This window comes from Streptomyces sp. DSM 15324 (genome assembly GCF_001514285.1).
Classification (GTDB): domain Bacteria; phylum Actinomycetota; class Actinomycetes; order Streptomycetales; family Streptomycetaceae; genus Streptomyces.
The window spans coordinates 23,643-43,513 of sequence record NZ_KQ949040.1 but is presented as its reverse complement, the minus strand read 5'-3'; the positions used below and the strand labels follow the sequence as shown (position 1 = coordinate 43,513).

Sequence of the window (19,871 nt, the reverse complement as noted above, 5' to 3'; positions counted from 1 at the left end):
CAGGTCGAGGTTGCGGTAGAGCGGATAGGCGTAGAAGAGGGCGAGGTAGAGGGTCACCGGGGCCAGGAAGGCCCAGGCGATCCACTGCTGGGAGGTGGGACGCCGCCGGGTCGTGGTGCGGGCCGGGGGCGGGGCGGCGGTCGCCGCCCCGTTCCGGTTCCGCACCGGCCGGCGGTCCGGCACCTGTGTCGAGGCTTTCATCGGCTGGCCGGAGTCCTCGACTACTTGACGGCGGACTGTGCCGAACCGAGCGCGTCCTTCGGTGACGCCGACCCACTGAGGGCGGACTGGACGGCCTTCCAGAGCTGCTCGGAGATCTTGGGGTACTTGGTGCCCAGGTCGTCACTGGTACGGCCCTTGGCCGCCTTGACCGCCTCCACCCACGGCTTCAGCTTGGCGTTCGCGGCCACCTGCTTGTCCTGGACCTCGGTGGTGGGGGCCACGTAGGACAGCGTCGTGTCGGTTTCGAGCAGGTTCTGGCTGTTGGTCAGGCAGGACACGAGCTTCTGGGAGGTGGCGTAGCGGCCGGTGTCCTTCTGAACCGGCATCGTGACGAACTCACCGCCCGTCGGGGCCTGCGCGGCGCCTCCCGTGGAGGCGGGGACGGGGATGACCCCGTAGTCGAAGCCGGCCTTGTCGGCGTTGGCGAGCTGCCAGGTGCCGTTCTCGCTGAACGCGTAGTCGCCGCCGGCGAACTCCTGCCAGCTGGTCGTCTGGGTGTTGTTGATCACCGAGTTGGGGGCGTAGCCCTTGTCCAGCCAGCCCTTCCAGAGCGACAGCGCGGAGGTTGCCTGGTCGGAGTCGAGCGCGGTCAGCCGGGCGCCCGAGCCCCAGAACCAGGGCAGGAACTGGAAGCTGCCCTCCTCGGTACCGATCGCGGAGAACGTGATGCCCTTCTTCCCCGCCGCCTTGACCTTCGCCAGCGCCGCCGTCAGCGACTTCCAGTCCTTGACCGAGGCGATGTCCACCCCGGCCGCCTTCAGGACCTCCTTGTTGTAGTAGAGGGCGAGGGTGTTGGCGCCGATCGGCGTGCCGTAGGTCTTCCCGCCCGACTGGCCGGCCGCGAGCAGGTTCGGGCTGACCTTCGACGTGTCCACCTTGTTGTCGTCGGCAGAGGTCAGCACGCCCGCCTCGGCCAGCGTCGACACCACCGGATTGTCGACGATGAGGATGTCCGCGGAGTTGCCCTGCTGCGCCGCCAGCAGCGCCTTGTTCGTCAGGTCGCTGGTGTCGAACGGGGTCCGCTTGATCTTCACACCGGCCTCGGTGCCGCAGCCGTCCAGCAGCTTCGCCCACGCCGAGCCCTTGGTGAACTGCGGGTACGGGTCCCAGATCGTGTACGTCTTGCCGTCCGCGGACTTCGCGGAGGTACCGCCCGCGGCGGAAGAGCACGCGGTGGCGCCGGTGGTGACGGCGACGACGGTCAGGACTGCGGCGGTGAGACGCCTTCTGGCGGTTCGGTTCATTGCGGGTTCCTCACGAGTGATCGGCACAGGTGTGCCCTGGGATCGGCACAGGTGTGCCCGGAGACGGGGTTCGGGGACTGCTGGCTCGGCGCGGTGAGGCGCGCCTTCGCCCGGTATCGGGTGGGGGTGCGGGGTGCGGGGTGCGGGGGGGACGCGCGGGAAGGATGGTCAGGGGTGCGCGGGGGCACCGAGGTCGGGGGCGGCGCCGGCGGACCCGGAGCCGGCGGGCGCGGTGCTCGCTCGCAACGAGATCGGCGGCGCGAGCAGGTGCTGGCGGGCAGGCGCGGCGGGATCGTTCAGCCGCTCCACGAGCAGTTCCACAGCGAGGCGGCCCATCTGTTCCGCCGGTACGTCCGCCGCGGTGAGCTGCGGGGTCACCGTCTCCGCCCATCTGCTGGCCACCACTCCGGTGACGGAGAAGTCGTGCGGCACGTGACGGCCGGCCTGGGCCAGCCCCCGGTAGATGCCGCCCAGCGCGGCCTCGTTCAGCGTGACCAGGGCCGTGGTGGCGGGGTCGTCGTGCAGGATCCGCTCCAGACAGATCTGGCCCGAGGCCGCGTCGTCCCCGCAGCAGTACGTCCGGACGGTCAGTCCGCGTTCCGCCGCGGCCTTGGTGAAACCGTCCAGACCGCGGTGCGCGGACTCGTACCCCGCCCGCAGAAGCGGCTCGGGACGGTTGACGAAGGCGACCCGGCGGTGACCGAGGTCGGCCAGGTGATGTACGCAGGCCGCCGCCAGCGCCGTGTGGTCCAGGCCCACCCACCAGCTGCCCTGCGGGTTGGCGGTGCGGCCGATGGCGACTGAGGGGAAGCCCACCGCGGTGAGGTGGTCGAGCCGGTCGTCCTGAAGCCGCATCTCCATCAGGATCGCGCCGTCGACCCGCCGCTCGCCCAGCAGCCGCTGGAACGAACGGTCGCTGTCCACGCCGCTCGGCGAGAGCAGCACGTCGTAGTCGTAGGCCGCGGCGGCCTCCACCACGCTGCCGATGAAGTCCAGCTGCATGCCGGTGTAGTGGTTGCCGGCGGGCGGGAAGACCAGACCGATGGTGTTGGTCCGGCCGTTGGCCAAAGCCCGAGCACTCGCGTTGGGCTGGTAGCCCAGTTCGTCGATGACTCTCTGGATCGTGCGGCGGGTGTCCTCGGACACAGGGCGTTTGCCGCTCAGGGCATACGACACGGTGCTCCGCGAGACACCGGCCCGCTTGGCGATCTCACCGATGTTCACGGGGACTCCTCACCGAAGACAGTCGAACCGGTTCGGTTCTTCTGGTGAACCAAGTCGACCGAATACTGACCGTCGAACCGGTTCGCGTGAAGTGAAGGTAGGAGCAACACGGAGGGGTGTCAACGCCTCGTGGCCGATTTCTCGTAACGACCCGGAAACGTCGCCGCACAGAGAAGCGTGCCTGGATTGCCTGGTTAAGCACCTCCTTATCGGCGGGTCTGAGGTCGGATGCGAGGACGGGGCGCACCCTGTCTGGGCCCGAACGGTCGGTCATTCACGTGCGGGCGACTCGTGTCGAGGCTGTTGCTGGCCAGATTCCTCGATGCTAGATTCCATCGAACCGGTTCGATGAAATCCAGTGACAGACATGACCCCGTTCGAGACGGTCAGGGCCCCGGCTGCTCGCGCCTGCTTCGAGGGCGGTGAAGGCGCGGCGCAGGCCGTCCTGTTGGTCGCCTTCGGTGTGTTCGGGGAGGCGACACCATGGCGGACGCGCTCGGCGCCCGTCTGGAGGCCGAGCGCCGGGTGACCGCCGCTATCGAGTACGACCCGCGCACCCCGCCCGGCCGGGCGACCGGTGGCGGACAGCGTGCGGAAGCTGCGCGGGCTGGTGGAGGACGTGTGGGAAGTGACCCGGCTGGACTCTCCCGGGCGGCGTCGGTGGAGACCGACGAGCGTGAGGTGAACGCGATGACCCGTTGTGCGGTCGCCGGGCTGGACTGCGCGAAGGTGATGGTCGTGCGACCATGCCGGCGTCACCGCGGGCGACGGGGCCGGTCAGCGCGGCGTCGCCGGAGCGCAGCGCGTGAAGGACGCCGCATCGTCGCCGCCGGACGGGCGGAGACGCTAAACGCCTCGTGGAGCGCCGGTAAGACCAGGACGAAAGTCCCGGCACAGCGCGGTGAAGCAGGAAGCCCCCGGAAGGGTCAGCCGACCCAGGCCGGAATCCCTGGACTTTAGGCCAGGGAGCACGTCAACTTCCGCAACCGCCTGGAGGGGGCGCGGATACGGAGCCGCGGCTGCCGACGGATTGATCCGCTGCCGGCGGGCCGAGCGCCCGGGCGCGGGCCGGCCCCGGGTGTCTGCCACGCCCGGGCCCGGCGCCGACACGGAGGCGACGCCCCGACCATGTACGGAGATCTCGCCGAGGCCCCGCGCGTCGAGCACTCACTCCCGTCCTCCCCGGGGTGACGGTCCACTTCCGGTTGTCCTGCTGCGACAGCGTCACTTCCGCCTGGGGCATCCCGATGGTGTGGAAGGTTTGTGTCAGAGGCGCGATCGTGACACGTGAACTCTCAACAAAAATAGGCCTCTTGTGCAAAGCTGGCGATCACCCGGGTTCGTGCCCGGACTTCGGCGGTCGAAGTAGCCCGGAGTGTGCCCCGGTCCGGCCGCCCATGCCTACGTTCCTTCTGCACCAGGGATCACGCATGCCCCCCACCCCCACCCGGGGCAGCCCTCGCCGCAACCGGCACCACCACCCGGCCGACCGTGGCGTCAAGTCCGCCCCCGCCACGCTCGGTTCACGCGCCGCCCACCTCCTCGGGCAGGCCAAGGCGCACAGCGACAAGACCATCGTTGCCGTCAGGCAGTGGCGAGGCCGTGGCCTGGAAGGACTGCGGCTGACCGTCACGGCTGCACCTTTCGGATGACCGGAGCCCAGCCTGTCGGCGGGGGTGGTCCGGCTGGTCGGCGGTGTGAATGCCTCAGGGTGCCGCGATGGGATGGCGGTGCAGGCCACCACCGATGAGGAGTACGTGAATGGGCAGTGTGAGGGCCAGGGCCGCGACAGGGTCGGCGATCGCCCTGGCGGTCGTCTCCGGCAGTGTGCCGGTGGCCGTCGCTGCCGACACCGGCGGAGCACGGGCGGACATCCGTGCCGATGTGAACCGTGACGGGCGGTCGATGTCACCGGGGGACTCCGATGGCGCGGGCGGCCCCGGTGCCGGCGCCGGAACCGACTGACCGAATACCGAACCAACCTGTACACAGGAGACGCAAGTGAGATACCGGAAGAACGTTCCCTGGCTTGCTGCCGTGGCCTGCTTCGCGGCCGCCTGCAGCAGCGCGTCCGGCACCGACCCGGCCGCCGCCCCGTCGACGACGTCCGCCGCGGCCCGCTCGTCGTCGGCCTCCGAGGCGCGGAACAAGGCGCTCGTTCTGCGCCTGTACTCGGAGGGGTTCAACAAGGGCAGGACCGACGTGGTGAAGGAACTCGTCGCGAGCGACTTCGTGCAGCACGACAAGTCGGTTTCCGGCGGGGCGGACGGGCAGGTCAAGGAGTTCAAGGACGTCAAGGCGAAGATTTCCGGTGCGGTGGCGACCGTCAAGCACGTGGCCGCCGACGGTGACCTGGTGGCCGTGCACTGGCACGCGTCGGCCACCCCGGAGAAGGAGGCGACCGGCGAGGCCAAGGTCGACCTGTTCCGGGTCGGCAACGGCAGGCTGGTCGAGCACTGGGGCATCACGCAGACCGTGCCGGCCAAGACGGCCAGCGGGAACTCGCTGTTCAGCGACGTGTACCGGTACCCGAACGGGGAACCGACCCTGTCCGAGGAACAGGAGGAGAAGAACCGGAAGTTCGCGGTCGACGCGTACCGCAAGCTCTCCGACGGCGACGCGAAGGTGATCGACAAGAGCTGGGATCCGCGGTACTACCAGCACAACCCGGCGGTCGCGAACGGAACGGGCCCGCTGAAGCAGTTCTTCCAGCCGAACACGCAGAGCTCCCCCTCGCCCAGCATGACCGCAGGCGGCGGGACCCGGTTCGGCAATACTCTCGCCGACGGGGACCTGGTGTGGGTCTTCAGCTCCGACTACGTCGTCGCGGACCTCTTCCGGGTGGTCGACGGAAAGATCATCGAGCACTGGGACGTCGCGGCCGACGGTCAGTAGCCCCTGGTTTCATCATGGAGCGCGGAACCGGCGACTTTCCGAGCCGTGCTCTCCTGCGGCCGCAGGACGGCGTTCGGGACACGGCGCGCGCCCGTGTGTTCAGACGGAGCCGGAGCCGGCACGGCCCGCCGATTCGGCGGCGGCACGGCGGTACTCGGCATTGATGCGCTGCGCTTCCTCGAGCTGGTCCTCGAGGATGACGATGCGGCACGCGGCCTCGATCGGAGTCCCCTTGTCGACGAGCTCCCGGGCGCGCGCGGCGATCCGCAGTTGGTAGCGGGAGTACCGGCGATGTCCTCCCTCCGAGCGGAGCGGAGTGATCAGACGAGCCTCACCGATGGCTCGGAGGAAGGCCGGGGTGGTGCCGAGCATCTCGGCTGCCCGGCCCATGGAGTACGCGGGGTAGTCGTCGTCGTCCAGACGATCGTTCAGGGGATTGTCCGATGTCATGTCACCTCGCTGTGCAACGCGTCGAGGGGCCCTGGTGCCGTACGGCACCAGGGCCCCGAAGGAAATTGAACACCATCTGTCGGCCCTACTGCTGTGCCGACCTTCTGTTTCCGCTACCCGGCCCGGCAGAGGGGGGTGCGGGGGGATCGCAGCTGCTTGACCGGGGACCACCATCCATTCCGGGGTCTTGCGGTACCCGGGCCGAGTGCGTCTCGGACCGGGCGATCCTGATGGCGTCTGCTCCTCCGTTCCTCTCTGAATCAACCACTGATGGAACTGCGTACTTCGTGTTCATTCACCCGCCAGTTCGTGTCTGGCGGATCTCATCGACCGTGTCTACGAGAAGAAGCATACCCACGCCAGGAACGAAAAGCTACTTCAGCGAGAGAAGATTTCACTCTTCCGGCGGAGGAGGAACCCTGCCGTGACCCCGGGATCGGCGTCCGCGCCGCGCGCAGGCTCAGTGGCCCTCGTTGATGCGGCGCAGGAAGGCGCGTGTGCGTTCGTGGGCGGGGTCGGTCATGAGCTTCTCCGGGGGGCCCTCCTCCAGGACGGCCCCCTGGTCGAACATGATCAGTCGGTCCGCGGCCGAGCGGGCGAAACCCATCTCGTGCGTGACGACGATCATCGTCATACCGTCGTCGACGAGTTCCTTCATCACGGCGATGACCTCGCCGACCATCTCGGGGTCGAGGGCGCTCGTCGGTTCATCGAAGAGCATCAACTCCGGCTTCATGGCGAGGGCGCGGGCGATGGCGACGCGCTGCTGCTGGCCGCCGGACAGTGCCGACGGCCGCGTGGAAGCCTTGTGTTCGAGGCCCACCCTTGCCAGGAGCGCCTGCGCCTGCTCCCTGGCCTCGGCCTTCGGCGTGCCGAGGACCTTCGCCGGCGCGACGGCCACGTTGTCGAGCGCGCTCAGATGGGGGAAGAGGTTGAAGCGCTGGAAGACGAAACCGATGTTGCGGCGGCGTTCGGCCACCGCTTTCGGCCGCGCCTCCAGCGGCCGACCGGAGCCGGACCCGCGCGGCCGGTAGCCGACCGGGCGGCCGTGGACGAGGATCTCGCCCTCGTCGATGCGTTCCAGGTGGTTGAGGCAGCGGAGGAACGTGGTCTTCCCGGACCCGGACGGTCCCACCATGACCACGACCTCGCGGGCCCGGACGTCCATGGAGATACCGTCGAGCACCCGGACGTCGCCGAAGCGCTTGACCACCCCGCGTGCCGACATCACCGCCGACGGGTCGGCCGACCCGGCGGACACCCGGGCCCCGTGACCCTCGCGTTCCCCGGCATTGCTCGTCATCGGTTCCATGTCAGTGGGCCTCCTTGCCTACGAGCGCGGCGTCCTCGCGGCGGGGGGCGCGTCCCAGTCCGCCACCGGTGAGCCGCTCCCGCAGCGAAGGTGCGGCGATCACCTGTCCGGGATCGGCGAGTCTGCGCTCGATGAACCGCTGGAGGAACGACCACACCGTCGTCAGCGCGAGGTAGTAGCAGGCGGCGACGAGGAAGATCTCGAAGGTCTTGAAGGTCGCCGAATTGATCGACTGCGCGGTCAGGAACATCTCCTGCAGGCCGATGACCGACAGCAGGGAGGTCGACTTCATCATCAGATTGAACTCGTTGCCCAGCGGCGGAACGATGATCCGGATCGCCTGCGGCAGCAGGACGACCCGCATGGTCATCGCCGGGGTCATGCCCAGCGCCTGCGCCGCCTCCGCCTGCCCGGGATCGATGGCGTCGAGAGCCGCTCGGAAGATCTCGGCCATGTACGCGGCCTCGTTCACGGCGAGGGTCAGAGTGGCCGCCTGCACGACGCCGAGCAGGACGAGCCCGCCGATCTGGACGTCACTGAAGCGGTAGATGCCCGCCGCGGCGAGGCCGTTGTAGACGAGGACGAGCTGGACGAGCAGGGGCGTGCCGCGGATGAGCCAGACATAGGTCCGGCCGCCCCAGCGCAGCGGGGCAAGGCGGCTGCGCTGGGCCAGTGCGACGGCGAAACCGAGGAGCACACCGAGCAGTTGGGCGATCACCGAGATGTAGACGGTGCGCCAGAGTCCGTCGAGGAACGCCCCGGAGGGGGAGATCAGGTAGTGCCAGAAGAACGGCCAGTCGAAGCCGGCCGGCGGCCCCGGGTCGGCGAGCACGGTTGCGTGGGTCACGTGGGTCACGTGGTCTTCTCTCTGCGCGGGTGCCGCGGGGGTCAGCCGGCGATGTCGTCGCCGGTCAGGTTCCACTTCTTGAGGACCGCGTCGTACGCGCCGCTCTTGCGTACGGCTGCCAGCGCCTGGGTGAGAGCGTCGTGCAGCGACGTGTCGTCCTTGCGGGTCGCGGCTCCCACCTTGATGCGATTGAACGGTTCGCCGACGAGGGCGAAGGTGCCCGGCTGCTGCTTCAGCACATACGCGGCGGTCTCCAGCGTCGTACCGTAGGCGTCCACCAGTCCGAGGCGCAGTTGCTGGAGGGCGTCGCTGTCCTTGGTGAACTGCCGGATGTCGATCTTCGGCTTCCCGGCCGCCGCGCACTTCTCGGACTGGTCGGTGAGGTACTGGACGACGGTGGTGCCCGTCTGCCCGGCCGCCTTCTTGCCGCACAGGTCGTCCGCGCCCTTGACGGCGTCGGCGTTCTTCTGCGCCACGACGAGGGTGTTGGAGGCGTACATGTACGGGACGAAGTCGACGACCTTCTCCCGCTCCGGCTTGATGTAGAGCTGGCTGATGATCGCGTCGCACTGCTTGGCCTGGAGCGCCGGGATGATCCCGTTGAAGCCGGTGTTGGCCCAGTTCGCCCGGACTCCCAGCTCGGCGGCGAGCGCGTTCCCGAGTTCGATCTCCGCGCCCACCGGCTTCTGCGCGGTGTCGTAGTACGTCAGCGGCGGCGCGCTGATGTCCGAGCAGTAGGTGATCTGACCGTCCTTCACGAGCGCACCCGCGGGCACCTTGACCGATGCCGCCTTCGCGTCGCTGGTGTCGGTGCCGCCGGAGCTGCCGGCGCACCCGGTGAGGGCCATGGCGGCCGCGGCGGCGGCGCCGGTCAGCACGGACACCGATCTACGGGAGAAGGAGAGCGACCTGGCCATTTCCGAACCCCTCTGAGAGTTCGCGCTGTTGCGCGGCGATGTAAGTCAATGCCATAGTCGATAACGTTGACTATGACTGGGAAGCTAGGCCCGCCGCTCTTGGACTGTCAAGAAGTCCCCTGTAACGCGGCGGTTAAAGAGGCCGCACCGCAGGCGGCCTCCGGCGCACTCGGGAGAGGGAACGATGTCCGCATTCACCCAACGTCCGCTCGCCGCGAGGGGCGGCGCATGGGCCGTCGCCACGCCCCACGCCGCGGCCAGCGACGCGGCGGCCGAGGTGCTGCGCGGGGGCGGCAACGCAGTCGACGCGGCGCTCGCCGCCGCCGCCATGCTGACCGTGGTGTACCCCAACCAGTGCTCTGTCGGCGGTGACCTGCTGGCACTGGTGGGCACCCGGGACGGCGACATCCGCTTCGTCAACGCCGGCGGCCGCTCCCCCCGAGCGGTCGACGTGGCGTCGCTGACGGCGGCGCACCACCTGATGCCGGTGCTCGGCGCCCTGCCGGTGACCGTTCCCGGCGCGGTCGCCGGGTGGGGCGTACTCGCCGAGACCTGGGGCACCCGCCCGCTCGCCTCGGCGCTCGCGCCCGCCGAGGCCGCCGCCCGTGAGGGAGTGCCCGTGGCCTTCGGACTGGCCCACGACCTCGCCCGCGAGAGCGGCAACCTGGCGCGCGATCCCGGCATGCGCGGCGTGTTCTTCGCCGACGGCGAGGTCCTCGCGGCCGGACAGACGCTGCGCCAGCCCCACCTCGCCCGTTCCCTGGCCCAGATCGCCTCGGAAGGCCCCGCGGCGATGTACGGCGGAGAGGTGGGCGCGAGCCTCGTGAAGCTGCTCGCAGCGGGCGGATCCGCGATGACGGAGGAGGATTTCGCCGCGCACACCGTGGAGCTCTCGCCGGCGCTCGCCGCGGAGTACGACGGTGTCGAGTACCTGTCGGCCGGAGCCAACTCGCAGGGACTGTACTTCCTCCAGGGCCTCAAGGCGCTCGACGTGGCCCGCACCGTCCGCGGGCCGCTCGACCCGCTGGGCCGCGACGCCGGCCTGGTCGCCTCCGTCCTCGCCTGGACCGCCGGTGACCGTGACCGCCACTGCGCCGACCCGGAGTGGAGCAGCGCCCCCGTCGACCACCTGCTGTCCGACGCGTACGCGCGGCACATCGCCGAGCACGCCATGGCCGGTACGGCGGTCGACCTGCTCGCCCAGCGCAAGGCGACCGGTGACACCGTCGCGGTGGTGGTGGCCGACGCGGACGGCACCTGGGTCTCCCTGATCCAGAGCGTCTTCCACGGCTTCGGCGCCGCGCTGCTCGACCCCGGAACCGGGATCGTCCTGCACAACCGGGGCGCCTCCTTCTCGCTCGACCCCGCCTCGCCCAACCATCTGGCCGGCGGGAAGCGGCCGCTGCACACGCTCATGCCGGTCCTGGTCCGCGAAGGGGGCGCACTCGTCGGCGCGCACGGCGCCATGGGTGGACGCGCGCAACCCCAGGTGCACACCCACATGGCCCTGCACCTGGCCGCCGGCTCCTCTCCCGAACACGTCGTGTCGATGCCACGCTGGGTCCTCGGATCCATGGAGGCGGGAGTGACGGCCGGCGCGGGCGTCGTCAGCACCGAGCGGGACGTCCCTCCCGTGGGCGTCCACGCGATCGAGAGGGCGGGCTTCACCGTCCGGCCGCTCGGCGCGAACGACGACGGGGTGGGCCACGGCCAGGTGGTACGGCGGGTCCCCGGGGACGGCCGACCGGACCTGGCGGCGGCCACCGATCCGCGCGCGGACGGTTCGGCGGTGGCCGGCTGACGCCATGGCCGGATACGCGATCATGGGAGCGAGCGACGTGGGGAAGGAAGCATGACCGAGAGAAGCGCCAGGACGACCAAGAGGGCGAGCCGGAGCCGGCTGCCGCGCGGCACCCTGAGCCAGGAGCTGATCGTCCAGGCAGCGTTCCGGGTCGCGGACTCCTCCGGTATGGAGAAGCTGACGTTCCAGGCCCTCGGCCGGGAGCTGTCCGCCCATCCGACGGCGATCTACCGGCACTTCCGCAACAAGGACGAGCTTCTGCTCGCACTCATCGACGCCCTGCACGAGGAGGCCCTGGCCCACACCCCACCGCCCACGGACGACTGGGCCCACGACCTCATGCAGATCGCGATCCACACCCACGAGGCGTTTCTCCGCCATCCCCGGGTCGGGGCCCTGGCCGCCGCGCGCACCGCCCGGCGGGAGAACGAGTTCCGGTCCGTGGAGCGCAAACTGGACTGCATGCGCCGGGCCGGTCTCGACGACGCCGAAGCCGCCCGGTACTACCGGGTCTTCGCCGACCTGGTGCTGGCCTACAGCGCCATGGACGCGAGCCTGGCCGCGCTGTCCCCGGAGCTCCGGGACGCCGACCTGAAAGCCTGGGAGACGGACTACCGCACCCTGCCGTCCGACAAATATCCCAACATCGCGCGGGTCGCCCCACGGTTCGTGAGCCTGGACGACCCCCAGAACTTCGTGACGGCCGTCCAGGCGATCATCGACACGGTCCGGGCGAAGACCGAGCGCGCGGCCCGCCGCACCTGAGCCGCGCCCGCCGCGTCCTTACGGCGCGGACACGCGCACGATGCCGGCGGTGGGCGCCTGGGACGCCTGGGAGGTCACCGCACGCTCGGGGCCGCGCCCTCGGCGGGTGCGGCGGCCTCTCTCGCGCCCGCGGCCAGTCGGCCGACGGCGCGCGCGGCGAGCGTCTGCTCGTGGAGGCGGCGGGCCGACTCGAGCAGGCGGATGCTGTCGGGGCCCCACATGCGGCGCAGCATGTAGCGCTCGTACGGGCCCTGCTGCATCAGCCACGCGACGGGGAGGAAGAGTTTCGCGGCCAGGACCGCTGCCCTGTCCATGGGCGGTGACAGCCCCATCGACGTGCGCATCCTGGCGGGAAGGGTGCCCATGACGGGGAGTTCGACGAGCGAGGTCTGCAGCGCGTAGGGGATCGCCGCGCGCAGGTGGGAGATGTGGAAGTTCCTCACCACCGTCCGTATCACCAGCTTGAACCGGTCCTCGCCGGTGTCGGGCATCCTGTAGACCGGAAGGCGAACGCCTCGTAGACGCGCAGCATGGGGTGCATCTCGGTCAGCGCCGCCCACATGGCGTCGCGGGGCCCGCTCGCGTCGTAGCCGCCGAGTCCGGGACGGGCGGTGTCGATGACGTCTCCGACGACCTTCTTGTGGATGGTGTGCAGATGCTTGGCCATGAGCCCCGCGGTCTTGGAGTCTCCCTCGCCGAGCACCTCATGCCGGACGACTCGCTCTACGCGCCGTTCATCGGGCCCGCAGAGGCCCTCGCGGGGAAGCTCACCGAGGCCGGCTTCGACGACGAGGCCGCCGTACCCGACTCACTCTTGATTGCCATGTACTTTGTGATGCAAAGTTAAGCGCGGGCGCCCATCTGGCGGGCCGCTCACAAGCGCTGCCAAAGCGCTGCCAAAGCGCAGGCCACAAGGGGGACAGATGGGAACATCCGCACCGAGCAGCGCGGGATCGGAACCGAGGGGGGACGCCGCCGCCTTGCTGGCTGCGACGGAAGGCCTCCGGGCGAGGACCCGCACGCAGACCAACGGAGCATGGACTCCCCTCCTTGGCTTCGGACTCCTTGCACTCGCGGCGATTCCGGTTGCCCGGTACGCCTTCAACTTCGGAGCCCACGGGCGCGACATCGGGTCCTATCCGACGTTCGCCTACGCCGAGCTGACCGGCCTGTGCGTCGTCCACGAACCGGGAACCCCCTGTCTGAAGGGTGAATTCGACGGAGCTTTCCTGCGCTTCACGGCATGGGGCGTGTGGTTCGCGCTCCTCCCCCTCGCATGGTTCGCCTTCGCCCGCTGGTACCGCCTGCGCGGTGAGGCCCGGGGCGTCGTCCCCCGGCGCGGCATGTGGGTCCGCGTGATCGCGGCAGCCACCACCGTGATCACGACAGCTCTGGTGGTGTTGCTGTTCGGCAAGGACCAGCCGTGGGAGGCCGCGCTGCTGGAGAACAGCTACGCCTCCCCGTGGTACCTGGTCGGCATCGGACTCATCGCCCTCGGCGTTGCCGAACGCAGTTGGATCGTCGCGGCGGCCGGCATCGCTCACGCCCTGCTGCTCACGGGGTACCTGGGAGCCTCCTGGGGCAGCGGATGGCTTCCCTGGCAGCATCCCGCCCACCCGGGCTGGGCCGACGGACCACAGGTCAAGGCCCTTCTGCTCGCTGCTGTCCTGCTCCTCGCCGGTCTGTGCGAGTGGGCGGCGGTCCGCCGACGGGGCGCGCCCGGCGTCGCAGAGGCGGGTACGGTCGTCTCATGAGCCTCGAAGACTCGACCGCTACGCAGGGCGACCAAGAGGAACTGCATCCCACCCAGGCGCTGGACGACACCGTCCACCAGCGTGTGCGGCTGGGCGTCCTCACCGTTGCCCGCGAAGCCGACCGGGTCGAGTTCAGCTTCCTGAAGAAGCAACTGGCCGTCACCGACGGGAATCTCTCCCGGCACCTGAAGGTGCTGGAGGAGTCCGGAATGATCACCGTGGAGAAGGGTTACGCCGGTCGACGCCCCCGGACATGGGTAACCCTCACCCGTGAAGGCGCGCAGGCCCTGGACGCCGAGCTGAGGGCCCTACGTGCACTCGTGCTGCGCCTGGAGGCTCCCCGGCCCGCGCCCGGCACACCCGACACGTGATCACCGCTGAGGAGTTCGTCGGCTGAACCCCAGGATCTGGCTGGATCTGGCAAGACCGTGGCAAGCGGCGGCGAACAGATGGCTCGGAACCCGGCCGGCCCCGCCGGTGCTCGGTGATCAACTGCCGTAGCGGCTGCGCAGATCCTCGGTGATGCGCGACATCAGCCCGATCGAGCCTTCCGGGGGCGTCTCCCTCAGCGGACGTTCCGTCTGGGGATCGTAGGCAGTCAGCCCGGTTTCCCTCTCGACGATGGCCGCGAGGGCGGACACCTGGCCGAGCACGACTGCGGCGCCGTCTCCCGCATGCCAGTAGGGCACCGTGATGCTCACCTCGTCGCCGCAGACGGACAGGTCGATGCCGGTGCGCGAGTGGCTCAGGTCCCGCGACTCCTGCTCGTACTCCGTGATCTCCACTTCGCCGAGCAGGGTCCGAGCCTGGGGCACTATCCGGTCCCACGCTTCAAGGAGGTGGGCGGGGATCGGCTCGCTGTCCTCGGCTGCGTCCTCCATCGCCTCCAGGACCTCACCCCAGGGCTGCCCGTCGCGTCGGTTCAAGAAGTAGATGTCGTAGCTCATTGTGCGATCGTAGGCTTGCGACCGGTTCGGGGAAACCCACGCTCACAGCGACCGCGCCACAAGCGCACCGGCGGATGGGTTCCTCGGCTCTGAGGTCGAGAAACCCACCCATTCATGGCCGCCAGATCAGGACCATCAATTCAAGACCATCAATTCAAGACCACCTATTCAAGGCCACCTATTCAAGGCCACCCATTCAAGGCCACCCATTCAAGGGTCCAAACGCGGCCGGCTTTCAGAAGCCCAGCTTCCAGAGCTGGGATCCGCCGTTGCCGCACGAATGCAGGGCGGCGCTGTTGCTCACGCACAGGCCGGATTCGAGGGCGCTCTGGAGCTTGACCTGGTTCCAGCTCGACCCGACAGCGTTCCAGAGTCCGGCGTGGAGGCCGTCGCTGCCGAGGCACGAGTCGGTGCGCAGGCGGAAGTTGATGTCGAACCTCAGGCACCGTCCGGTCGCCTTGTTCTGCAGCTGGACCACGTCACTGGACGTGTGGCGAGCGAAGAGCGGGGTCCAGGTCTGGTAGTCGTTCCCCGTCGAGCAGCCGTTCATGTAGACCTGGCCGTCCCAGTTGCTGTCCAGGCATTGCCCGTTCTCCCAGTTGCGCAGGAGGTTCGGCCCGACGTATGCGGACGCGCTGCTCGCGTTCATGAGGGACAGTCCCATGAAAAGCCCGAGGGCGAGAATCGCCGCCCATCCGCGACGCGCTAAATTCCCCAGGTTCGGGGTGCGAGTGCGAGCTAATGTGCCACCCATGTTAATTCCTTCCACTGGCATTCTTTCTGCAAGTAACCGTGAGAGGTCCGCCATGCCGGGATGAATCGGTCAGACCCCCTGTTTCCTTTTCTTTCTCTCACCCTTCTCTTCCGTGCGTGCTGTATGAGGTGCCAAATGATCAGATGGTTTCAGTGGGTCGCATGATGTAATTCACATTCCCGAAGTGGCACCCGGCGTTCCGATCGCCCGTCCGACCTGACCGCCGCGGCCGCCGTCTTGTCGATGTACTCCTCCACGGTGTGCATGCCGCGGAGCCGCATCACGCTGCGTGTGACCTCGCGCTCCCGGGACCCGTCGCCGAGAGGGGTGCCGCCGGGGCTGATGGCCGGCTCGTAGGACAGCAGATCGGGCAGCGCCTTGCTACTCCCCGCGGAAGGCCGCTGGGACGTCTTTCGCGGGCAACTCCACCATGGCGAGGCTGGCCCACCGGTCGTAGCCGGTCGGGTACGCGCGCACCAAAGGACCGCATTCGGGGCAATGTGGCGGCTCGATCAGTGTCACGTCGTCGGGGTCGGGGTTCGGCCTGGGCGGGGCCGTGGCGCCATCGGCTTCCGCCGTCTCGTTGGCGTAGGTGTTCCAGCACCTCTCGCGCAGCGATGGCATGCCGACTGGTCACGATCACGAATCCGCGGGCCCTCCCGTCCTCCGCGAGCAGCCCACCGTCGTACCCGGCTAAGGCCTCGACGAGTCAGGGGTGTCTGTACGCCGGATCATCTTGGCAACGTGCGCCGCGTGTTCCGCGTGGACCCATAGCCGTACGGATCCCGCAGACGATTCACACTCGATCACCCGCGCGTCGCTCGGGAGCCACAACCTTTCGCGAGAGGTCGCTTCGCGTGCGCAGACGTAGCTCAGATCTGTCGGGAGTTCGCGCAGTCGCGTCCACGACCGGCGAGGTTTCCACCGGAACTCACTTCCGGCCGGTACCTGGCCAAGGCTGTATCGGCGGCGTCCTTCGTCCGGCAAGTTGGCCCCGACCTGGAAGAAGACTGCTTCCCCTGCTTCGGCCCGAGCAGTTGTCCGCCGCACTCGCCGTGCCACGAGGATCGTCCCGATCGCTGAGCCAACGAAGGCCCAGAGCCCCGTGATCACGCCCGTCATCATGTGCGCAGCACATCAAGCCGCCCTTCCATACTCAAGAGGTGAGGCGCGCCTCTGCCCTTCCCGCCTCGTGCCCGACCGCGTCACCGCTTGGCGACGGCCGGCACCACATCCTTGTCCGGCCGTGCTCGGGTGATCGACGATGGCGAAATGCCGCCCACATCCGTGCCACCCCCGCGCGTCGCGCGCGCAGCCGAGAAAGCCGGTCTCGGACACTTCCGACACCGGCACGACCGCCGTACGCCCGCCTGGCGGATGGCCGCCGAGCTGGCGCTGCTCGTGGCGCCGTTGATCCTGCTCTACGCGTCGGACACCGGGCGGCCGGACGGCGCCTGGGGCTGGCTGGCGCCGCCAGTGTGCCTGCTGGCGGGGATCGTCGGGTGCTGGCGACTTTCCCCACTCCTTTCCCCCGACGACTTGGTACCAGCGACCGCACTGGCCCGGGATCTCGGCAAACTCGCGCTGTACACGGCCCTGCTCGGCGGCTACTTAGCCTGGCAGTGGCGCCTTGGATGGCCGGACAACTCGTTCGGCGACTGGCTGACCGTGGTCGCCGTCGCCGCCGCCGTGCCCGTCCTCGCGATCGGCTTCGACGTGCTCTTCCTGGCGTACGCGCCCTGGTACACGTTCAGCGGCGGCCTGCTGATAGGCGATTCCTGGGGCGGCCGGCGGCGGGTGGTGCGCTACGCGGACGTCAAAACCCTCCGGTACGACGAGTGGTCGCAGAGCCGGCTGGAGAGCTGGCTGGAGAGACTCAACATCAACCTGAACTCCGACCCGTACCCCGGCTACGCCGAGCGCCACTGGCACCGCCTTCGGGTACGGCGCGGGCGGGGCCTGCGCTTCATATCGACCGCGGTCGGCAGCACGTACGACAACCTCAGCCCGCAGATCTGCGAGGGCGTCGTCGCGGCGCAGCTCCCCGGCGTCCTGACGACGATCGAGGACGGCGGGAAGGTCGCGTTCGGACCGATCACGGCAGACCGGCAAGGGGTGAGGGCGCGCTCGGTCTCCGTGCGCTGGGAGAAGGTCCGCGGCATCGATTACAGCGAGCGGAAACTGACGGTCCACACGACCGACGGCTCACCGGGCCTGACCCTCCGCGCCCGCCGGGTCCCGAACGGCGCGACCCTCGCAGCGCTCAACCGGCAACTGTGACAGGAGCGCGAGCAGGACCGCAGCACCCCGCGCACCCCCCTACGGGTCCGCAGTGGCGTACGGCGCCCCCCCCATCCCGGTGCCGGCTGATCCCCCCGCCGGAGGCATGTTCTGGCCGTGGCTACCGCGTGCCCAGGCCTCTACTCGGGGCCGTAACTTGCTGCGGCCCCAGGGGCGCCCTTGGGGCGGCTGTGATGCAGGAAGTCGCAGCCGGTCTCGACGCCACCGGTTAGACCGCTGAACTGGGCAAACGGCAGGGGTGCGTCCTGGCTCGGCTGTGTTGCCTTCCCCATGATTCCCCGCTGTTCCCCGCCTGATCCGGTGCGGTTGTGGTGCGCTCCGCTCCCGTCTCGTCGATATTGGCCGCTGACCCTCGTGACGAGAGCCTCCGCCCGCCTCGCGGCCTGCCCGTACGGCCCCACGACGAGCGCGGCCTGTCCGAGCCCGCCGGCACGTGGCCCGCGTCGGCCCCTCGTGCGCAGAGCACCGCACGCGGCGTCATGCCGGGGCGCCGCCGTACGGCGGCCACCAACTTGATCAGGCGAGGGTTCCTTTCAGGGCCTGGGTGAGGAGGAAGAGGAGGGCTTGTGCGGTCACGGGGCGTGGATTGGCGTAGGGCTGGGCCTGCGCCTGGGCGATGATCTCGCCGAAGTCGCGCTCCGCCAGGCCGAGTTCGGCCAGTGAGTGTGGAGTACCGAGCTCGGCGGATGCGTGCGCGAGGTGCTTCGGTACGTCGTCCGTGGCCAAGGCACGGTTCAGGGCCTGCTCGGCGGCCGGTGCGGCGGGGAGGTTGAAGGCGGCGACGTACGGGAGCAGAACGGTATGGGTGACGGCGTGGGGCAGGTCGAAGGTGCCGCCGAGGATGTGGCAGAGCTTGTGGTGCAGTGACATGGTCGTGGCTCCCAGGCACGCCCCGCACAGCCACGCCCCACGCAGCGCGTCGGTGCGCGCCGCCATGTCGCCGGGATCGGCGGCGATGGCCGGCAGGGACGCGGCCAGTGAGCGCACCCCTTCCTCGGCCATCAGGGACACGATCGGCGAGGTGTCGGGCGCGTACAGGGCCTCGACGGCGTGAGCGATGGCGTTGAAGCCGCTGGTCACCGACACATCCGCGGGGAGGCCCACGGTGAGTTCCGGGTCGTAGACCACGCTGCGCGGCAGGCAGGCCCGGTCGCGGCCTGTGCGCTTGCGCCCGTTCTCGGTGAGTCCCCACACGGGGGTCATCTCGGAGCCGGCGTAGGTGGTGGGCACGCTGATCACGGGCAGGCCGGAGGTCAGGGCGATCGCCTTGCCCAGGCCGACGGTGGAGCCGCCGCCGATGGCCAGGCAACCGTCCGCGCAGGCCTCGTGGGCCGCCGCACGAGCCGCTTCGGCGACCTCGACCGGCACGTGCATCCTGGCTTCGGTGAAGAGACCCGCGCATGCGTCGCCCAGCAGGGTGGCCGCGTGCTCGGCGAGAGCGCGTTGACCGGGCGTGGACAGCACCAGCAGTCGGCGCAGGCCCAAGCGGTCTGCTTCCGCCGGCAGTTGGCGCAGACTGGCCGGGCCGAAGACCACCCGCATGGGCAGAGCCTCGTAGGTGAAGGTCATCGAGTCGCCTCTGCCTCGGGCGCCAGGACGATGTCGAACATGGCCTGGACGAAGGGCGTGGTCACGCCGAAGCGCTCGGCGTCCTGCTCGTCGTGGGACTCGGTGAAGTCGGTGATCAGGCCCCGCTTGACCGCGAACACGGCGTCCGAGTCGACGTAGGGGCTGCCCGCCACGAACGCGTGCGTGGTGACCGGCCGATGATGCTGGGCGCCGGCGATGAAGTGGATGTGGGCGGGCCGGTAGGGATGCCTGCCCGTCGCTTCGAGGAGGCGGCCTACGGGGCCGTCGGTGGGGATCGGGTAGTGGGAGGGGACGACGGTGCGGAACCAGTAGCGGCCGTGCTCGTCCGTGCGGAAGAGGCCGCGCCCGTTGCCCGGGGGCTGCACGTCGGGCTGTTGCACGTCGTAGAAGCCGTCCTGCGAGCACTGCCACACGTCGAGTTCCGCGTCCTGAAGCGGGGTTTTGTCGGCGGCGAGCACGCGGCCGGAGACCACGCAGGGACGGCCGGTGCCGAGGAGGTCGATGGAGTCGCCGAGTTCGCGGCGGGGGGATTCGGTCATGTGGAAGGGGCCGAGGACGGTGCTCTCGGTTCCCTCCTCGGCCCCGTTGATGGTCTCGACGAGCATGGAGACGCCCAGGATGTCGGAGAGCAGGACGAACTCCTGGCGGGTGTCGTCGCACGTGTGGCCGACGGCGGTGAGGAAACCGATCGCGGCCTCCCACTCCTGCATCGTGGGTTCGATGTCCCGCACGAAGTCGTGGAGGTGGCGGGTCAGGCTCTCCATGACCTGCCGCAGCCGCTGGTCCTTGGTCTCCCGGAAGCTCTCCACCACCGCGTCGGTGGCTGTCTCGACGGTGAAGTCCACTGT

21 protein-coding genes and 2 pseudogenes are annotated in these 19,871 nt (G+C 69.5%); 9 read left to right on the top strand and 14 right to left on the bottom strand.

All coding sequences use genetic code 11. The features are described 5' to 3' along the window. From AQJ58_RS37915 to AQJ58_RS43115, 4 genes and pseudogenes are all read right to left on the bottom strand, one after another. Positions 1–201, bottom strand: a pseudogene (locus AQJ58_RS37915) (sugar ABC transporter permease); the annotation flags it as partial. 20 nt (positions 202–221) lie between these two features. Then, on the bottom strand, positions 222–1,466 hold the full coding sequence (locus AQJ58_RS37910) for a sugar ABC transporter substrate-binding protein (RefSeq protein WP_067258896.1): 1,245 nt from the start codon (positions 1,464–1,466) through the stop codon (positions 222–224). Positions 1,467–1,634: 168 nt separating this feature from the next. Continuing rightward, positions 1,635–2,690 (bottom strand): LacI family DNA-binding transcriptional regulator, encoded by a 1,056-nt coding sequence (locus AQJ58_RS37905; protein WP_067258894.1) that lies wholly within the window; start codon positions 2,688–2,690, stop codon positions 1,635–1,637. 739 nt (positions 2,691–3,429) lie between these two features. Beyond that, positions 3,430–3,498: pseudogene (locus tag AQJ58_RS43115) on the bottom strand (DUF2520 domain-containing protein); the annotation flags it as partial. A gap of 622 nt (positions 3,499–4,120) precedes the next feature. On the opposite strand from AQJ58_RS43115, the gene AQJ58_RS43635 reads away from it, so the two are divergent. From AQJ58_RS43635 to AQJ58_RS37895, 3 genes are all read left to right on the top strand, one after another. Beyond that, positions 4,121–4,342, top strand: coding sequence for a hypothetical protein (locus AQJ58_RS43635; RefSeq protein ID WP_159056390.1), 222 nt, complete (start codon positions 4,121–4,123; stop codon positions 4,340–4,342). 109 nt (positions 4,343–4,451) lie between these two features. Then, positions 4,452–4,655 (top strand): hypothetical protein, encoded by a 204-nt coding sequence (locus tag AQJ58_RS37900; RefSeq protein WP_067258892.1) that lies wholly within the window; start codon positions 4,452–4,454, stop codon positions 4,653–4,655. Positions 4,656–4,691: 36 nt separating this feature from the next. After that, positions 4,692–5,585, top strand: coding sequence for a nuclear transport factor 2 family protein (locus tag AQJ58_RS37895; RefSeq protein ID WP_067258890.1), 894 nt, complete (start codon positions 4,692–4,694; stop codon positions 5,583–5,585). A 99-nt stretch (positions 5,586–5,684) separates the two neighbouring features. Here the strand turns inward: AQJ58_RS37895 and AQJ58_RS37890 are convergent, their stop codons facing one another. From AQJ58_RS37890 to AQJ58_RS37875, 4 genes are all read right to left on the bottom strand, one after another. Further along, complete coding sequence (locus AQJ58_RS37890) at positions 5,685–6,035, bottom strand: helix-turn-helix domain-containing protein (protein ID WP_067258888.1); 351 nt, start codon at positions 6,033–6,035, stop codon at positions 5,685–5,687. A gap of 460 nt (positions 6,036–6,495) precedes the next feature. Beyond that, on the bottom strand, positions 6,496–7,263 hold the full coding sequence (locus AQJ58_RS37885; RefSeq protein ID WP_067259004.1) for an amino acid ABC transporter ATP-binding protein: 768 nt from the start codon (positions 7,261–7,263) through the stop codon (positions 6,496–6,498). A gap of 85 nt (positions 7,264–7,348) precedes the next feature. Then, positions 7,349–8,194: an amino acid ABC transporter permease gene (locus AQJ58_RS37880; protein ID WP_067259002.1), complete on the bottom strand. Its 846-nt coding sequence runs from the start codon at positions 8,192–8,194 to the stop codon at positions 7,349–7,351. 41 nt (positions 8,195–8,235) lie between these two features. After that, on the bottom strand, positions 8,236–9,111 hold the full coding sequence (locus AQJ58_RS37875; RefSeq protein ID WP_079079474.1) for an ABC transporter substrate-binding protein: 876 nt from the start codon (positions 9,109–9,111) through the stop codon (positions 8,236–8,238). A 184-nt stretch (positions 9,112–9,295) separates the two neighbouring features. Here AQJ58_RS37875 and AQJ58_RS37870 point away from each other — a divergent pair, with 184 nt between their 5' ends. Both AQJ58_RS37870 and AQJ58_RS37865 read left to right on the top strand, forming a co-directional pair. Then, positions 9,296–10,912, top strand: coding sequence for a gamma-glutamyltransferase family protein (locus AQJ58_RS37870; RefSeq protein WP_067258886.1), 1,617 nt, complete (start codon positions 9,296–9,298; stop codon positions 10,910–10,912). A 51-nt stretch (positions 10,913–10,963) separates the two neighbouring features. Then, positions 10,964–11,677 (top strand): TetR/AcrR family transcriptional regulator, encoded by a 714-nt coding sequence (locus tag AQJ58_RS37865; RefSeq protein ID WP_067258884.1) that lies wholly within the window; start codon positions 10,964–10,966, stop codon positions 11,675–11,677. A 74-nt stretch (positions 11,678–11,751) separates the two neighbouring features. Here the strand turns inward: AQJ58_RS37865 and AQJ58_RS37860 are convergent, their stop codons facing one another. Beyond that, positions 11,752–12,168: a hypothetical protein gene (locus AQJ58_RS37860; RefSeq protein ID WP_067258882.1), complete on the bottom strand. Its 417-nt coding sequence runs from the start codon at positions 12,166–12,168 to the stop codon at positions 11,752–11,754. Next, entirely contained in the window at positions 12,132–12,344 is a 213-nt protein-coding gene (locus AQJ58_RS37855; protein ID WP_107122258.1) for an oxygenase MpaB family protein, read from the bottom strand. Before AQJ58_RS37855 ends, AQJ58_RS37860 begins: the two co-directional genes overlap by 37 nt. Between AQJ58_RS37855 and AQJ58_RS43630 the strand changes: the two genes are divergently transcribed. The 3 genes from AQJ58_RS43630 to AQJ58_RS37845 all read left to right on the top strand — a co-directional run bounded on the left by AQJ58_RS43630 (position 12,333) and on the right by AQJ58_RS37845 (position 13,802). Beyond that, entirely contained in the window at positions 12,333–12,524 is a 192-nt protein-coding gene (locus AQJ58_RS43630) for a hypothetical protein (RefSeq protein ID WP_159056389.1), read from the top strand. The two genes, AQJ58_RS37855 and AQJ58_RS43630, sit on opposite strands and share 12 nt — an antisense overlap. Before the next feature lie 133 nt (positions 12,525–12,657). After that, entirely contained in the window at positions 12,658–13,431 is a 774-nt protein-coding gene (locus AQJ58_RS37850; RefSeq protein ID WP_234360434.1) for a hypothetical protein, read from the top strand. Further along, complete coding sequence (locus AQJ58_RS37845) at positions 13,428–13,802, top strand: winged helix-turn-helix domain-containing protein (RefSeq protein ID WP_067258876.1); 375 nt, start codon at positions 13,428–13,430, stop codon at positions 13,800–13,802. Before AQJ58_RS37850 ends, AQJ58_RS37845 begins: the two co-directional genes overlap by 4 nt. Before the next feature lie 117 nt (positions 13,803–13,919). Here the strand turns inward: AQJ58_RS37845 and AQJ58_RS37840 are convergent, their stop codons facing one another. Together AQJ58_RS37840 and AQJ58_RS37835 are read right to left on the bottom strand one after the other, a co-directional pair. Further along, positions 13,920–14,378 carry a hypothetical protein gene (locus AQJ58_RS37840; protein ID WP_067258874.1) on the bottom strand — a complete coding sequence of 153 codons (459 nt, stop codon included), beginning with the start codon at positions 14,376–14,378 and terminating at the stop codon, positions 13,920–13,922. Positions 14,379–14,613: 235 nt separating this feature from the next. Continuing rightward, complete coding sequence (locus AQJ58_RS37835; protein ID WP_159056388.1) at positions 14,614–15,027, bottom strand: RICIN domain-containing protein; 414 nt, start codon at positions 15,025–15,027, stop codon at positions 14,614–14,616. A gap of 1,377 nt (positions 15,028–16,404) precedes the next feature. On the opposite strand from AQJ58_RS37835, the gene AQJ58_RS37825 reads away from it, so the two are divergent. Beyond that, positions 16,405–17,412: a hypothetical protein gene (locus AQJ58_RS37825; protein ID WP_159056387.1), complete on the top strand. Its 1,008-nt coding sequence runs from the start codon at positions 16,405–16,407 to the stop codon at positions 17,410–17,412. Positions 17,413–17,949: 537 nt separating this feature from the next. On the opposite strand, the gene AQJ58_RS37820 is transcribed toward AQJ58_RS37825, so the two are convergent. After that, positions 17,950–19,002: a maleylacetate reductase gene (locus tag AQJ58_RS37820; RefSeq protein WP_067258864.1), complete on the bottom strand. Its 1,053-nt coding sequence runs from the start codon at positions 19,000–19,002 to the stop codon at positions 17,950–17,952. Beyond that, positions 18,999–19,868 carry a dioxygenase family protein gene (locus AQJ58_RS37815; RefSeq protein WP_067258862.1) on the bottom strand — a complete coding sequence of 290 codons (870 nt, stop codon included), beginning with the start codon at positions 19,866–19,868 and terminating at the stop codon, positions 18,999–19,001. Before AQJ58_RS37815 ends, AQJ58_RS37820 begins: the two co-directional genes overlap by 4 nt. Between the last annotated feature and the right edge of the window lie 3 nt (positions 19,869–19,871).

Bases quoted from the DNA above. Each gene is read 5' to 3' on its own strand.
- AQJ58_RS43630 (WP_159056389.1), top strand. From the start codon at position 12,333: ATGCTTGGCCATGAGCCCCGCGGTCTTGGAGTCTCCCTCGCCGAGCAC.
- AQJ58_RS37845 (WP_067258876.1), top strand. From the start codon at position 13,428: ATGAGCCTCGAAGACTCGACCGCTACGCAGGGCGACCAAGAGGAACTG.
- AQJ58_RS37825 (WP_159056387.1), top strand. From the start codon at position 16,405: ATGCCGCCCACATCCGTGCCACCCCCGCGCGTCGCGCGCGCAGCCGAG.
- AQJ58_RS37865 (WP_067258884.1), top strand. From the start codon at position 10,964: ATGACCGAGAGAAGCGCCAGGACGACCAAGAGGGCGAGCCGGAGCCGG.
- AQJ58_RS37885 (WP_067259004.1), bottom strand. From the start codon at position 7,263: ATGTCGGCACGCGGGGTGGTCAAGCGCTTCGGCGACGTCCGGGTGCTC.
- AQJ58_RS37875 (WP_079079474.1), bottom strand. From the start codon at position 9,111: ATGGCCAGGTCGCTCTCCTTCTCCCGTAGATCGGTGTCCGTGCTGACC.
- AQJ58_RS37840 (WP_067258874.1), bottom strand. From the start codon at position 14,378: ATGAGCTACGACATCTACTTCTTGAACCGACGCGACGGGCAGCCCTGG.
- AQJ58_RS37910 (WP_067258896.1), bottom strand. From the start codon at position 1,466: ATGAACCGAACCGCCAGAAGGCGTCTCACCGCCGCAGTCCTGACCGTC.
- AQJ58_RS37870 (WP_067258886.1), top strand. From the start codon at position 9,296: ATGTCCGCATTCACCCAACGTCCGCTCGCCGCGAGGGGCGGCGCATGG.
- AQJ58_RS37890 (WP_067258888.1), bottom strand. From the start codon at position 6,035: ATGACATCGGACAATCCCCTGAACGATCGTCTGGACGACGACGACTAC.
- AQJ58_RS37900 (WP_067258892.1), top strand. From the start codon at position 4,452: ATGGGCAGTGTGAGGGCCAGGGCCGCGACAGGGTCGGCGATCGCCCTG.
- AQJ58_RS37820 (WP_067258864.1), bottom strand. From the start codon at position 19,002: ATGACCTTCACCTACGAGGCTCTGCCCATGCGGGTGGTCTTCGGCCCG.
- AQJ58_RS43635 (WP_159056390.1), top strand. From the start codon at position 4,121: ATGCCCCCCACCCCCACCCGGGGCAGCCCTCGCCGCAACCGGCACCAC.
- AQJ58_RS37860 (WP_067258882.1), bottom strand. From the start codon at position 12,168: ATGCCCGACACCGGCGAGGACCGGTTCAAGCTGGTGATACGGACGGTG.
- AQJ58_RS37855 (WP_107122258.1), bottom strand. From the start codon at position 12,344: ATGGCCAAGCATCTGCACACCATCCACAAGAAGGTCGTCGGAGACGTC.
- AQJ58_RS37835 (WP_159056388.1), bottom strand. From the start codon at position 15,027: ATGAACGCGAGCAGCGCGTCCGCATACGTCGGGCCGAACCTCCTGCGC.